The organism is Cupriavidus sp. 01L43 (assembly GCF_056399925.1).
The window spans coordinates 80,797-93,973 of the sequence record NZ_JBFTSH010000019.1; the positions used below are offsets into that span (position 1 = coordinate 80,797).

Consider the following 13,177-nt stretch of genomic DNA (forward strand, 5'->3'; position numbering starts at 1 on the left):
GAGTGCCCCCTATGGCTTTCGTTCCCCTTTCATGCGAGGGGTGGCGCAGGCGCCGCCTGGGATGCCAGCACGCGCATCTCCCGCTGGGGATACGGGATCGAGATGCCATGTTCGCGGAAAGAGCGCCAAATAGCACGATTCATCGCCGATTGCACCCCGAGCTTGCCGTTTTGCGGGTCGGCAATGTTGACCGCCACCTCGTACTCGATGCCGCTGTCCGCAAACATGACAAGAAACGCAGCCGGGGCCGGCTCGGGCAGCACACGCGGCAGGCCGCGCACGCAATCCTGGAGCAGGGTGATCACCGTTTCGGGGTCGGCGGCGTAGTCGGCCTGCACGCGTGTCGCTACGCGCACATTTGTCCCTGAAAACGAATGGTTCTGCACCGATTGGGCGACAAGTTGCTCATTCGGCACCAGCGTCTCGCCGTCACCATTACGCACCACGGTGTAGCGGGTGCGGATCTGCGAGACGATGCCGGTGTACTTGTCCACCGTGATCTGGTCGCCGAGCTTGACCGAGCGGTCCAGCAGGATGATGAAGCCCGAGATGTAGTTGCTGGCGATCTTCTGCAGGCCCAGGCCGAGGCCCACGCCCAGCGCGCCGCCGAATACCGACAGCACGGTCAGATCGATGCCGACCAGCGACAGGCTCAGCAGCAGCGACACCAGCAGCAGCAACGCCTTGGCGATGCGCGTAAGCACCACCTTCAGGTTCGAATCGAGGCTCGGCGCGCGCATCAGCCGCTCCTCGAGCCACGAGCCAAACCACATCGCCGCGAGCACGGTCAGCAGAATCCAGACCACGGCCATCAGCGTGCTGGCCAGGCTGATGTCGTGCTTGCCGCCGATCGAGAAGCGCACCGCATGCATCCACGCCATCACGTCGGACAGCACGCCCAGCACGTACAGCGCCATGCCGAGCCAGACCACCGTGGTCAGCACCTTCTCCACCAGCACCAGCATGCCGTGCAACTGCCCGTTGCCCGACAATACGCGCCGCAGGATATAGAAGCCGACATAAAGCGAGGTGATACCGAACAGCGGCACCAGCGCCAGCCGCAGCACGCTGATCGACAGGAACGGCGCCAGCGCGAAGCGCGCGGCCAGGACCAGCAGCCAGCCAATCAGCGGAAACATCGCCCGCTCAAGGCTGACGGCGGCCAGCCGGAGCGAGAAACTCGAGGATTCGTAGCGCGCTTCCAGCCGCCGGGTCACATGGCGCGCGAGCGGCCATGCCACCACCAGGCAGGCGGCCAGCACCCCAAGCTGCCAGAAGAAGCCCGGCCCGCCCGCATCGCGGAGCAGGTCGTCCAGCATCTTGCCAAATCCGGAATGCTCCATGGGCGCCGGGGCTTATCGGGTGCGTTCCAACACCGCCGCGAAGAAGCCATCGGTCTGATGGATATGCGGAAACAGCGCCAACATGCCGCCTTCTGCCGGCAACTGAGGCACTTCGATCTTTTGCTCGGCCAGCACTTCAGCCACCGGCACGAGGCGGAAATTCTCGTGGGTTGCCAGGAAATCGCGGACGATTGCCTCGTTTTCAGCTTCCAGCACGCTGCAAGTCGCATATACGACTCGTCCGCCGCCCTTCACCAGGCGGGCCGCCGAGTCAAGGATGGCCGACTGCTTCGCGGTCAGCTCAACCACCGACTCCGGCGACTGGCGCCACTTCAGGTCCGGGTTGCGGCGCAGGGTGCCGAGGCCGCTGCAAGGCGCATCCACCAGTACGCGGTCGATCTTGCCAGCAAGACGCTTGATCTTGGCGTCGCGTTCGGAATCGATCAGCACCGGATGGACGTTCGACAGCCCGCTGCGCGCCAGGCGCGGCTTCAGGTTGGCCAGACGCTTCTCGGAGACGTCGAAGGCGTAGAGCCGGCCGGTCGAGCGCATGGCGGCGCCCAGCGACAGCGTCTTGCCACCCGCGCCGGCGCAGAAATCCACAACCATCTCGCCACGCTTGGGCGCCACGAGGTGGCACAGCAGTTGGCTGCCTTCGTCCTGCACTTCCACGCCGCCGTTGATAAACAGCGGCAACTGGTTCAGCGCGGGCTTGCCCTTGAGGCGGATGCCGGCGGGCGACATCGGGGCGACTTCGGCGGCGATGCCAGCCGTTTCCAGTTCGGCCAGCGCTTCTTCGCGGGAGATCTTGGCCGTGTTCACGCGCAGATCCAGCGGCGCGGGACGCAGCCACGCATCGCCGAGGGCGGTGGTGAAGGCTTCGCCATGGTGCGCGACGAGGTCGTCGTAGAGCCATTCCGGCAGGTTCGCCCGCACGCGCGGCGAGAGGCTGGAGCGCTCGATCGTCGTCAGACGGTCCAGCCACTCGGCTTCATCCGGGTAAAGGAACGGGCTCAGGACATCGCGGCCCAGCGTCGCGGCGAGGCCCAGCAGGCCCAGTCGGCGGGTGGCCGCACCGGTGCCACTTTCGGCGAATTGGCCGAATTCGACGCGTCGGCGCAACACTGCATAGATCGCCTCGGCAATGATGCCGCGATCCCGATGACCGAGTTTCGCGTTCTCGCGGAAGTAGTAGCTGACCACGGCGTCGGCCGGGCGTGCGAACAGCAGCACCTTGCCCAGCAGCCGTTCGATGTGTTGCAGGTGGAAAGCCTGCAGGCTACCCGAGCGCCCATGTGCGCCATCCACCCCTTGCGGGCGCGGCGTGGGGGCCATGCGGATCGGGCTGCCCTTGCCTTTGCTGCCGCGCGAACGCTGGCTTTTGTCCTGAGGTGTTGCGGGATTACGACTCATTGAGAGATGCCTGCCGCCGGAGCGGAGAGGGCCAGGAACCACTGCGGTTCGGCCGGTTGAACTTGAACCACGCCGTCTCGTACCTGCAGACGGTCTTCCACAAACCAGCGGACGGCGCGGGGATACATCACATGCTCGCAGTCGAGCAAACGCGTGGCGAGCGACTCGGGAGTGTCGCCAGGCAGAACATCGAGTGCTGCTTGCAGCACGATCGGACCATGATCGAGCTCCGGAGTGACGAAATGGACTGTCGCCCCGTGAAACTTGACGCCGGCCTCAAGGGCCTGGCGATGGGTATGGAGACCCGGGAAACTGGGCAGCAGCGACGGGTGGATATTCAGCATCCGGCCCGCGTAATGCTCCACGAATTCGGGCGTCAGGATGCGCATGAAGCCCGCCAGCACAACGAGATCGGGCTGGTGCGCGTCGATGGCATCGCGCATCGCCGCATCGAAACCGGCACGATCGGGGTACTGCTTGTGGTCCACCACGCCCGTGGCAATGCCGTGTTCCTCCGCAAACGCCAGACCGCTGGCGTCGGGACGGTTCGACAGCACCGCCGCCACGCGCCCCGGCCACTGCTCCGCGGCGCAGGCCCGGACGATGGCTTCCATGTTGCTGCCACGCCCGGAAATCAGGATCACAATATTTTTCATCGGCGCGATTCTACCAAGCTGTGGTCCAAACGCTTGCAAAGCGAGCACATTAGGTACTTAATTCACGCGAAACCGGCCTCCGGAGCGGGCGCGCGGCGCCCAGTACGATGCATATACCCCTGTGTGATGGATTGTGACGCCTCCCCCGCTCTGATAGAGTGGTCACTACGTCCACGCGCCACTGTGCAAGTAGGTGACAACAAGGACGAGACGGGAAATTAGACGGGAATACGCATGTCGAACGCTGCACCGACTTTGTTGGTGGTCGATGATCATCCTATGGCCCTCTCAGGCACCACCGCATTTCTCGCGGAGGTGATGCCCGATGTCGCCGTCCACGCGGCGGGCAGTGCCAAGGAAGCCCTCCACTCGCTAAACCAGGGATTGCGCCCCGATATCGTGCTGCTCGATATCTGGCTGAACGACGGTACCGGCTTCGATGCCATGCTGGCATTCAAGACCGTGATCCCGAGCGCGCGCTTCATCTTCATGTCCGCCGAGGCCACGCCAGAGATCGTGGGCCGCGCGCGGGCGCTCTCCGCCTGCGGCTTCGTGGGCAAGCACCTCGATGCCAACGCGTTCACGGCCGCCGTGCGCAAAGTGCTGGCCGGCGATACCAGCTTCCCGACCGACGAGGCGCTCTCCGGCCGCTCCCAGTCCTTCGGCCCCGCCCACGGCATTCCCGTGACGCCGGCCGAACTGGGCCTGACGCCGCGCCAGGGCTCGGTGCTCGCGCTGGTGCTGGAAGGACTGCCGAACAAGGTCATCGCCCGCAAGCTGGGCCTCACCGAGAATACGGTCAAGGAGCACGTCTCCGCCATTCTGCAACGGCTGGGCGTGCGCACGCGGATGCAGGTCATGTCGCGCATGGAACGGTTCCGGCTTCGCCAGTAATTCATCGTAGGATCTTCAAGCAATAACGCCACCCCCCTAGCGGTGGCGTTTTGCATTGCAGAACAGCGATCAGGCCGGATGGAGCCAGCGCCGCAGCAGCATGCGCAGGTTGCTCGGGTCCACCGGCTTGGGCAGCACGAAGTAGCCCGCCTCCTCGGCCGCCTGGAGCGCCGCCGATTTCAGGTCGCCGGTCAGCAGCGCGCTGCGCGCCTGGGGCTGCGTGGTCTGCCAGCGTTCGAGCAGGTCCAGCCCGTTTTCGCTGCCGGGCAGGCGCAGGTCGCAGAAGATGATGTCCGGCTTCAGCCCCTTGGCGAACAGCGCGTCGGCCTCGGCGCCATGGGCGGCGCAGGCCACGCGGATGCCCCACGCCTCCATCAGCGCGATCCAGGCCTTGCGGATCTGGCTGTCGTCGTCCACCACGAGCACGGTGCCGCGCAGCCGTTCCGGCTTGGCCTCCTGCGCCTGGACGTTGGCGCGCATGGCGCGCACGGCTTCGATGGTCTCCGCCGGCACCGGCGCCAGCGCGAACCAGAACACCGAGCCCTTGCCCGGCACCGAGCGCACGCCGTAGGTGCCGCGCATCAACCGCACGCATTCCTTGAAGATCGCCAGACCCAGCCCCAGGCCCTGCGAGGGGTCGCGCTGCGGGTTATGGACCTGGTAATACGGTGAGAAAATGTCCGGCAGGTGCTCGGGCGTGATGCCGGCGCCGGTGTCCCAGACTTCGAGCCGGATGTGCTTGCGCCGCTGCCGCGCCGTCACCAGCACGCCGCCGCGCTTGGTATAGCGCAGCGCGTTCTGCACGAGGTTGAACAGCGCGCGGCGCAGCAGCACCGGCTCGGCCATCGCGTACAGCTCGCTCGGCACGCGCGGGCTCAGGGTCAGGCCGCTGTCGCGCGCATCGGCGGCGAACTGGCTCATGACATCGTTGATCAGCGAACTCAGCTCGCAGGGCTCCAGCGTCGGCAGCACCTTGCGGCCTTCGAGCTTGGAGAGGTCGAGCAAGGACCGGAACAGCAGGTCGATGGTCTGCGTGCCGGCCGCCACCTGCTCCACCAGCGGATGGAGCGAGCTCGACTGGTTGCGCGCACGCAACGCTTCCACGAGCATGACCAGCGCATGCACGGGCTGGCGCAGGTCGTGGCTGGCAGCGGCCAGGAAGCGGGATTTTTCCTCGCTGGCGTGGAGCGCGCGCTCCTTTTCCTCCTGGAACTGCTTGGCCAGCCGGCGGCTTTCGCTCTCCAGCTGGATGGCGCGCACCAGCGTCTGCTGCAGGTTCAGCGCGTGCCGCGCCAGCATCAGCGCGTACAGGGCGAGCAGCACCTGCACGTAGCCGCCATGGTTCGGGAAGGCGAAATCGGCCAGCAAGACGTTCGGCACGAGGATCGGGACGCCCGCGAAGACAAGGTTCGACGGGATAGGCGACTGCGAGGTGGCGCCGCCCGCCAGCACGCCGAGCGTGAGCAGGTACAGCACGCTCGAGAACACCACGGAGCTGGAATACAGATGGAGCAGCGCGGAGCTGCCCCAGGTCAGGCCGGTAAGGAAGGCAATCGCGCGCATGTGGTTCCACCACTTGCGCGTGTGCGCCGAACGGCTCATTTTGCCGGCGTCGCGCTGGTAGCCAAGGTAGAACCAGGTGCCGCCGGCGGTCAGGACCGCCATGATCGCGCACCAGGCCAGCAGGGCGAAGTGGTTGGCCTCGCTCCAGAAGGCAGCGGCGGTCAGCCACGGTAGCAGGACCGACGCGGCGATGCCGGTGGGCGAAACGCGGTGCACCGTGGCAAGCAGCTTGGCCCGCGTCTCGGTGTCGAGTTGTGGCCCGGGCGGGGGCAAGATCTTGTTGAGCAGCGCGTTCAAAGGGGGCCGTGGCATGTCGGAGTCGCGCATATCATGCCGCCTTTTGCCTGAGGGCGCCACGCCTGGCGGGCCGGATGACGCACAAAGTCAACGCTTGCGGGCAAGGCGCCGCCCTGCCCGCCCCGGTCCGCCCCCAAAGCGGGGCAAGCCGCCCCATTCGCCTTATAATGCCCCCTTTCCCCAAAACGCTTAGTCCGCCGTCCTCGTGAAAGTCTTCCGCGGCCTGCCCAACGCCGAAAGCCGGGCGCCCTGCGCGCTCACCATCGGCAATTTCGACGGTGTGCATCGCGGCCACCAGTCGTTGCTCGCGCGCGCCCGCGCCGCCGCGGATGCCCGCGGCCTGCCGCTCTGTGTAATGACGTTCGAGCCGCATCCGCGCGAATTCTTCACGCCCGAGCGCGCGCCCACGCGCATCGCGCTGTTGCGCGACAAGCTCGATGCCCTGCGCCGCAACGGGGTGGACCGCGTGGTGGTGGAACACTTCAACGCCCATTTCGCCGCCCAGTCTCCGCAAGCCTTCGTCGAGAACGTGCTCTGGCACGGGCTGCACGCGCGCTGGGTGCTGGTGGGCGATGATTTCCGCTTCGGCGCCCGCCGCGCCGGCGACTTTGCCTATCTTGAGGAAGCGGGCCGCCAGTTCGGCTTCGACGTCGAGCAAATGGGCTCCGTCTCCGAAGGCGGCATCCGTATCTCCAGCTCGGCCGTGCGGCAGGCGCTGGCCGATGGCGACCTCGAACACGCCCGACGCCTGCTGGGCCATGGCTACGCCATCAGCGGCCACGTGATCCACGGCCGCAAGCTCGGCCGCGACCTCGGTTTCCCGACGCTGAACCTCAAGATCTCGCACAAGCGGCCCGCCGTGAACGGCATCTTCGTGGTGCAGGTGCACGGGCTGGCCGATCATCCGTTGCCCGGCGTGGCCAGCATCGGCGTGCGCCCCACCGTCGAGGATGCCGGCCGCGTGCTGCTGGAAGTGCATCTGTTCGACTTCAACGAGAACCTTTACGGCAAGCTGGTCCGCGTGGAATTCATGAAGAAGCTGCGCGATGAAGCGCGCTTCGACACGCTCGAGGCCCTGACGGCGGCCATCGCCCAGGACACCCTCGACGCCCGCGCCTTCTTCGGCCTGGCCGCCCCCGGCGGCACCGAGGCCGGCCCGGGCCGGCGCGACTTCGCCACCTCCGCCACCGACCGAATTAGCTAGCGGCCGGCCGCTGCCGAAGGTGCAGCAGCCGGGACCCGCCCCGCCGTACCCCATGACCAGCGCGCCGGCCATTCCACCCGCCGCGCCCCACTGAATTGCCCCGAGAATCGAACATGTCCGACGAGAAACGCGCCAAGCCCGAGAAAAGCAAGTATCCGGTGAACCTGCTGGATACCCCCTTCCCCATGCGTGGCGACCTGCCCAAGCGCGAGCCGCAATGGGTGAAGCAGTGGCAGGACAAGCAGCTCTACAAGAAGATTCGCGCCGCGCGCAAGGGCGCGAAGAAGTTCGTGCTGCACGATGGCCCCCCGTATGCCAACGGCGACATCCACATTGGCCACGCCGTGAACAAGGTCCTCAAGGACATGATCATCAAGGCGCGCGGGCTGACAGGGCTGGACGCCGTGTATGTGCCGGGCTGGGACTGCCACGGCATGCCGATCGAGATCCAGATCGAGAAGAAATTCGGCAAGGGCCTGCCGGTGCAGGAAGTGCAGGCCAAGGCCCGCGCCTACGCCACCGAACAGATCGCCCGCCAGAAGGTGGACTTCGAGCGCCTGGGCGTGCTGGGCGACTGGGACCACCCCTACCTGACCATGAACTTCAGCAACGAAGCCGATGAGCTGCGTGCGCTGGGCAAGATCATGGAGAAGGGTTACGTGTTCCGTGGCCTGAAGCCCGTGAACTGGTGTTTCGACTGCGGTTCGGCGCTGGCCGAAGCTGAGGTCGAGTACAAGGACAAGACCGACCTGTCGATCGACGTGGGCTTCCCGTTCGCGGAAGTCGACAAGCTCGCGCACGCCTTCCACGTGCCGGTGGCGCAGCTCGAAGGCAAGCCCGGCTGGGTGGTGATCTGGACCACCACGCCGTGGACCATCCCGAGCAACCAGGCGCTGAACATGCACCCGGAAGTGGAATACGCGCTGGTGGACACGCCGCGCGGCTTCCTGATCCTGGCCAAGGACCGCGTCGAGGAACAGCTCAAGACCTACGCGCTGGAAGGCAGCGTGGTGGCCACCGCGCGCGGCGACGCGCTGTCGGAAATCCGCTTCCACCACCCGCTGGCCAAGATCGATGCCGGCTACGCGCGCACCTCGCCGGTCTACCTCGGCGACTACGTGACCACCGATACCGGTACCGGCATCGTCCACTCGGCGCCGGCCTATGGCGTGGAAGACTTCCAGTCGTGCAAGGCGCACGGCATGCCCGACGCGGACATCATCAGCCCGGTGATGGGCGATGGCGTCTACGCCAGCACGCTGCCGCTGTTCGGCGGGCTGTCGATCTGGGCGGCGAACCCCAAGATCGTGGAGGTGCTGCGCGAGTCTGGAAACCTGTTCAACTCGCATAAGTACGAGCACAGCTACATGCACTGCTGGCGTCACAAGACGCCGATCATCTACCGCGCCACCTCGCAGTGGTTCGCGGGGATGGACGTGAACCCGGTCGACAACGGCCCTACGCTGCGCGCAACCGCGCTGGCCGGCATCGAGGCCACCGAGTTCTTCCCCGCCTGGGGCAAGCAGCGGCTGCACAATATGATCGCCAACCGCCCGGACTGGACGCTCTCGCGCCAGCGCCAATGGGGCGTGCCGATGGCGTTCTTCGTCCACAAGGAAACGGGCGCCCTGCATCCGCGCACGCCGGAGCTGCTGGAGCAGATCGCCCAGCGCGTGGAGCAGCACGGCATCGAGGCCTGGCAGGCGCTCGATCCGAAGGAATTGCTAGGCGATGAGGCCGCCGTCTACGAGAAGAACCGCGACACGCTCGACGTCTGGTTCGACTCCGGCACCACGCACTGGACCGTGATCCGTGGCTCGCACCGTGACGACCTCTACGATCCGTCCGCCGATACCCCCGATGGCCGTCTGGCAGACCTGTACCTCGAAGGCTCGGACCAGCACCGCGGCTGGTTCCACTCGTCGCTGCTGACCGCCTCGATGCTGTACGGCAAGCCGCCCTACAAGGCGCTGCTGACCCACGGCTTCACCGTGGACGGCGAAGGTCGCAAGATGTCCAAATCGGTCGGCAACACCGTGTCGCCGCAGGACATCTCCAATAAGATGGGTGCCGAGATCATCCGCCTGTGGGTGGCTTCCACGGACTACTCCGGCGAACTGTCGATCTCGGACGAAATCCTGAAGCGCGTGGTGGAAGGCTATCGCCGCATTCGTAATACGCTGCGATTCCTGCTGTCGAACCTGACCGACTACGATCACGCCAAGCATGCGCTGCCGGCCTCGGAATGGCTCGAGATCGACCGCTACGCCGTGGCCCTGACGGACCGCCTGCAGAAGGAAGTGCTGTCGCACTACCAGGCGTACGAGTTCCACCCGGTGGTGGCCAAGCTCCAGACCTTCTGCTCGGAAGACCTGGGCGGCTTCTACCTGGACGTGCTCAAGGACCGCCTGTACACCACGGCGCCCGACTCGCAGGCCCGCCGCGCCGCCCAGAACGCGCTGTATCACATCACCCAGGCCATGCTGCACTGGATGGCGCCGTTCCTGTCGTTCACGGCCGAGGAAGCATGGCAGGTCTTCGCCCACGGCACCGCGCACACGGACACCATCTTCACGAGCACGTACTACGCGGTGCCCGCCGTCGACAACGCCGACGATCTCCTGCAAAAGTGGCACGAAATCCGCGCCGTGCGCGCGGAAGTGACCAAGCAGCTGGAGTCGGTGCGTGTGGAGGGCGAGATCGGCTCGTCGCTGCAGGCCGAAGTCACGATCGCGGCCGGCGGCCCGGTGCTGGAGGCCCTGCAAAGCCTGCACGACGACCTGCGCTTCGTGCTGCTGACCTCTGCGGCCAAGGTCACGGCCGCGCCGGAAGGCGGCGACCTGCTCGTCACAGTCACGCCGTCGGCGCACGCAAAGTGCGAGCGTTGCTGGCATTACCGCGCCGATGTGGGCCATAGCCCCGAACATCCGACCCTTTGCGGCCGCTGCGACAGCAACCTGTTCGGCGCCGGTGAACACAGGAGCCACGCCTGATGGCATCGTCCTCCACCCGATCGACGCGCGCCACGCCGGCCCGCAAAACCTCCAAGAGCCGTGGCAGTGCCAACGTCACGCCGTGGCTCTGGATGGCCTTCGCGCTGCTGGTGGTCCTGATCGACCAGTTCTTCAAGATCCTGATCACGCGGTCGTTCCAGTACGGCGAGTCGCGCCCGGTCACGCGCTTCTTCAACCTCGTGCTGGTCTATAACAAGGGCGCGGCGTTCAGCTTCCTGGCCGATGCCGGCGGCTGGCAGCGCTGGTTCTTCACGCTGCTGGGCGTGGTGGTGGGCGGGTTCATCGTCTGGCTGCTGTACCGCCATACGGGACAGAAGCTGTTCTGCCTGGCGGTGTCCCTGATCCTGGGCGGCGCCATCGGCAACGTCGTGGATCGCGTGCTGTACGGCCATGTGATCGACTTCCTCGACTTCCACTGGCGCAACATGCATTTCCCGGCGTTCAACGTGGCCGATTGCGCCATCACGGTCGGCGCGGTGCTGCTGATTCTGGACGAACTGCGACGCGTTCGTCGTCACTGACTGGAACCCTGAGAGCCTACCCATGGATCTGCGAGGCAAGCACATCGTCCTTGGCCTGACCGGCGGCATCGCCTGCTACAAGTCGGCCGAGCTGGTCCGCCTGCTGACCAAGGCCGGGGCCACCGTGCAGGTGGCGATGACCGAGGCGGCAACGCACTTCATCACGCCCGTGACCATGCAGGCGCTGTCGGGGCGGCCCGTGTTCCTGTCGCAGTGGGACGCGCGCATCGATAACAACATGGCCCACATCGACCTCTCGCGCGAGGCCGATGCCATCCTGATCGCCCCGGCCTCCACCGATTTCCTGGCCAAGGTGGCCAACGGCCTGTGCGACGATCTGCTGACAACGCTCTGCATCGCGCGTGAATGCCCGCTGCTGGTGGCGCCGGCGATGAACCGCCAGATGTGGGCCGCCGCGCCCACGCAGCGCAACGCCGCGCAACTGCGCGCGGACGGCGTGGCGATCCTCGGCCCGGGCACCGGCGACCAGGCGTGCGGCGAGATTGGCGACGGTCGGATGCTGGAACCGGCGGAGATCGTCGAGGATCTCGTCGCCTTCTTCCAGCCCAAGCCGCTCGCCGGCAAGCGCGTGCTGATCACGGCTGGGCCGACTTTCGAGGCGATCGATCCCGTGCGCGGCATCACCAACCTGTCGTCGGGCAAGATGGGCTTCTCGATTGCCCGCGCCGCTCGCGAGGCCGGCGCCGACGTCCTGCTCGTGGCCGGCCCCACCGCGCTGGACACGCCGCGCGGCGTGGTGCGCACCGACGTGCGCAGCGCCCAGCAGATGCACGACACGGTGATGGCGCAGTTGCGTGATGTCGACGTCTTCGTCGCCGTGGCAGCGGTGGCCGACTGGCGCCCCGCCGAGGTCTCCCGGCAGAAGATCAAGAAGGCCAACGACACCGACACGCCAACGCTGCAGTTCATCCAGAATCCGGACATCCTGGCCGCCGTGGCCGCGCGCGCCGATGCGCCCTATTGCGTGGGGTTCGCCGCCGAAAGCGAGAACCTGGAGCAGTACGGCGAGCAGAAGCGCCAGCGCAAGGGCGTGCCGCTGCTGGTGGGCAACATCGGCCACCACACCTTCGGTATGGACGACAACGAGATCGTGCTGTTCGATGCGGGCGGCATGACCCGGCTGCCGCGCGCCGACAAGCTCTCGCTCGCACGCGACCTCGTGGCCGCCATCGGCCAACGCCTGCCGCGCAAACCCGTCTGAGCCTTCGTAAGCATGACTGCTGTGAATCGTCCCAAATTGCGCCTGTCCGTGCTCGACCAGAGCCCGGTGATTGCCGGCCACAGCGCGCGCGACGCGCTGGCCGCCACCGTCGAACTGGCCCAACTCGCCGACGACCTCGGCTACACCCGCTACTGGTGCGCCGAGCACCATGGCCTGCAGGGCGTGTGCAACCCGGCGCCCGAGGTCATGCTGGCGCGGCTCGGCAGTGTGACAAACCGTATCCGGCTCGGCTCGGGCGGCGTGATGCTGCCCTACTACAGCCCCTTCAAGGTGGCCGAGCAGTTCCGCATGCTCGAAGGCCTGTTCCCGAACCGGATCGATCTGGGCGTGGGCCGCGCGCCCGGCGGCGACATGCGCACGGCGCAGGCCGTGTCCATGGGCCAGTACAACCGGGGCGACCAGTTTCCCCAGCAGGTGCAGGACCTGGCCTGGCTGCTGCGCGGCGAGGTGCCGCCCGGCCACGTGGCCGAAGGCGTGCTGCTGCAGCCGGCCATCGACACCCGGCCCGAACTCTGGGTGCTCGGCTCAAGCGATTTCGGCGGCGCGCTGGCCGCCAAGCTCGGCCTCCGCTTTACCTTCGCCCACTTCATCAATGCCCATGGCGGGCACGCCGTGGCGCAGCAGTACCGGGCCGGCTTCGAACCCGGCTATGAAGATGCCCCCTACAGCGCGGCGGCGGTCTTCGTGATCTGCGCCGATACCGAGGCGGAAGCGGCAGAACTGGAGCGCGCCGTGGACATCCGCCGCCTGCAGATGGCGTATGGCGTCAACGCGCCGATCCCCTCGCTGGCCCAGACGGCCGATTTCACGCCGAGCGAGCGCGATCGCATGATCATCGAGCGCGAACGTCCGCGCACCATCTGCGGCACGCCCGAGGTGGTGGCCGAGCGCATGCTGGCGCTGCGCGAGCGCTTCGCGGCCGATGAGCTGGTGGTGCTGAGCGTGACGGCTTCGTACGCGGCGCGGCTGCGCACCTACCAGTTGCTCGCCGAGACGTTCGACCTCTCCGGCGCGTCGGCCGGCTGAGCC

Annotated in this window: 10 protein-coding genes; 6 read left to right on the top strand and 4 right to left on the bottom strand. The window is 66.7% G+C overall.

Going from position 1 to position 13,177, the window contains the following annotated elements; genetic code table 11:
* Positions 1-29: 29 nt before the first annotated feature.
* From AC1DP9_RS23980 to purN, 3 genes are read right to left on the bottom strand one after another with little or no spacing between them, the layout of a single operon-like run.
* Positions 30-1,319: a mechanosensitive ion channel family protein gene (locus tag AC1DP9_RS23980; protein WP_477108678.1), complete on the bottom strand. Its 1,290-nt coding sequence runs from the start codon at positions 1,317-1,319 to the stop codon at positions 30-32.
* 36 nt (positions 1,320-1,355) lie between these two features.
* The gene (locus tag AC1DP9_RS23985) at positions 1,356-2,756 is read right to left on the bottom strand and encodes an RsmB/NOP family class I SAM-dependent RNA methyltransferase (RefSeq protein WP_092300960.1); all 1,401 of its coding nucleotides are present in this window, start codon (positions 2,754-2,756) and stop codon (positions 1,356-1,358) included.
* The gene (purN, locus tag AC1DP9_RS23990; protein WP_477108679.1) at positions 2,753-3,412 is read right to left on the bottom strand and encodes a phosphoribosylglycinamide formyltransferase; all 660 of its coding nucleotides are present in this window, start codon (positions 3,410-3,412) and stop codon (positions 2,753-2,755) included. Before purN ends, AC1DP9_RS23985 begins: the two co-directional genes overlap by 4 nt.
* A 234-nt stretch (positions 3,413-3,646) precedes the next feature.
* Here purN and AC1DP9_RS23995 point away from each other — a divergent pair, with 234 nt between their 5' ends.
* On the top strand, positions 3,647-4,306 hold the full coding sequence (locus AC1DP9_RS23995) for a response regulator (protein ID WP_092300966.1): 660 nt from the start codon (positions 3,647-3,649) through the stop codon (positions 4,304-4,306).
* Between the two features lie 69 nt (positions 4,307-4,375).
* Here AC1DP9_RS23995 and AC1DP9_RS24000 read toward each other — a convergent pair whose 3' ends face one another.
* The gene (locus AC1DP9_RS24000) at positions 4,376-6,181 is read right to left on the bottom strand and encodes an ATP-binding response regulator (protein WP_092301064.1); all 1,806 of its coding nucleotides are present in this window, start codon (positions 6,179-6,181) and stop codon (positions 4,376-4,378) included.
* A 190-nt stretch (positions 6,182-6,371) separates the two neighbouring features.
* Here AC1DP9_RS24000 and AC1DP9_RS24005 point away from each other — a divergent pair, with 190 nt between their 5' ends.
* From AC1DP9_RS24005 to AC1DP9_RS24025, 5 genes are all read left to right on the top strand, one after another.
* Entirely contained in the window at positions 6,372-7,370 is a 999-nt protein-coding gene (locus tag AC1DP9_RS24005) for a bifunctional riboflavin kinase/FAD synthetase (protein WP_441592313.1), read from the top strand.
* 113 nt (positions 7,371-7,483) lie between these two features.
* Positions 7,484-10,363, top strand: coding sequence for an isoleucine--tRNA ligase (gene ileS, locus AC1DP9_RS24010; protein WP_477108680.1), 2,880 nt, complete (start codon positions 7,484-7,486; stop codon positions 10,361-10,363).
* Entirely contained in the window at positions 10,363-10,905 is a 543-nt protein-coding gene (gene lspA, locus AC1DP9_RS24015) for a signal peptidase II (protein ID WP_092300975.1), read from the top strand. Before ileS ends, lspA begins: the two co-directional genes overlap by 1 nt.
* A gap of 22 nt (positions 10,906-10,927) precedes the next feature.
* Positions 10,928-12,127 (top strand): bifunctional phosphopantothenoylcysteine decarboxylase/phosphopantothenate--cysteine ligase CoaBC, encoded by a 1,200-nt coding sequence (gene coaBC / locus AC1DP9_RS24020; protein WP_441643881.1) that lies wholly within the window; start codon positions 10,928-10,930, stop codon positions 12,125-12,127.
* 12 nt (positions 12,128-12,139) lie between these two features.
* Positions 12,140-13,174: an LLM class flavin-dependent oxidoreductase gene (locus tag AC1DP9_RS24025; RefSeq protein ID WP_477108681.1), complete on the top strand. Its 1,035-nt coding sequence runs from the start codon at positions 12,140-12,142 to the stop codon at positions 13,172-13,174.
* The last annotated feature ends 3 nt before the right edge of the window (positions 13,175-13,177 follow it).

Bases quoted from the DNA above. Each gene is read 5' to 3' on its own strand.
- AC1DP9_RS23980 (WP_477108678.1), bottom strand. From the start codon at position 1,319: ATGCTGGACGACCTGCTCCGCGATGCGGGCGGGCCGGGCTTCTTCTGG.
- AC1DP9_RS23985 (WP_092300960.1), bottom strand. From the start codon at position 2,756: ATGAGTCGTAATCCCGCAACACCTCAGGACAAAAGCCAGCGTTCGCGC.
- purN (WP_477108679.1), bottom strand. From the start codon at position 3,412: ATGAAAAATATTGTGATCCTGATTTCCGGGCGTGGCAGCAACATGGAA.
- AC1DP9_RS23995 (WP_092300966.1), top strand. From the start codon at position 3,647: ATGTCGAACGCTGCACCGACTTTGTTGGTGGTCGATGATCATCCTATG.
- AC1DP9_RS24000 (WP_092301064.1), bottom strand. From the start codon at position 6,181: ATGCCACGGCCCCCTTTGAACGCGCTGCTCAACAAGATCTTGCCCCCG.
- ileS (WP_477108680.1), top strand. From the start codon at position 7,484: ATGTCCGACGAGAAACGCGCCAAGCCCGAGAAAAGCAAGTATCCGGTG.
- lspA (WP_092300975.1), top strand. From the start codon at position 10,363: ATGGCATCGTCCTCCACCCGATCGACGCGCGCCACGCCGGCCCGCAAA.
- coaBC (WP_441643881.1), top strand. From the start codon at position 10,928: ATGGATCTGCGAGGCAAGCACATCGTCCTTGGCCTGACCGGCGGCATC.
- AC1DP9_RS24025 (WP_477108681.1), top strand. From the start codon at position 12,140: ATGACTGCTGTGAATCGTCCCAAATTGCGCCTGTCCGTGCTCGACCAG.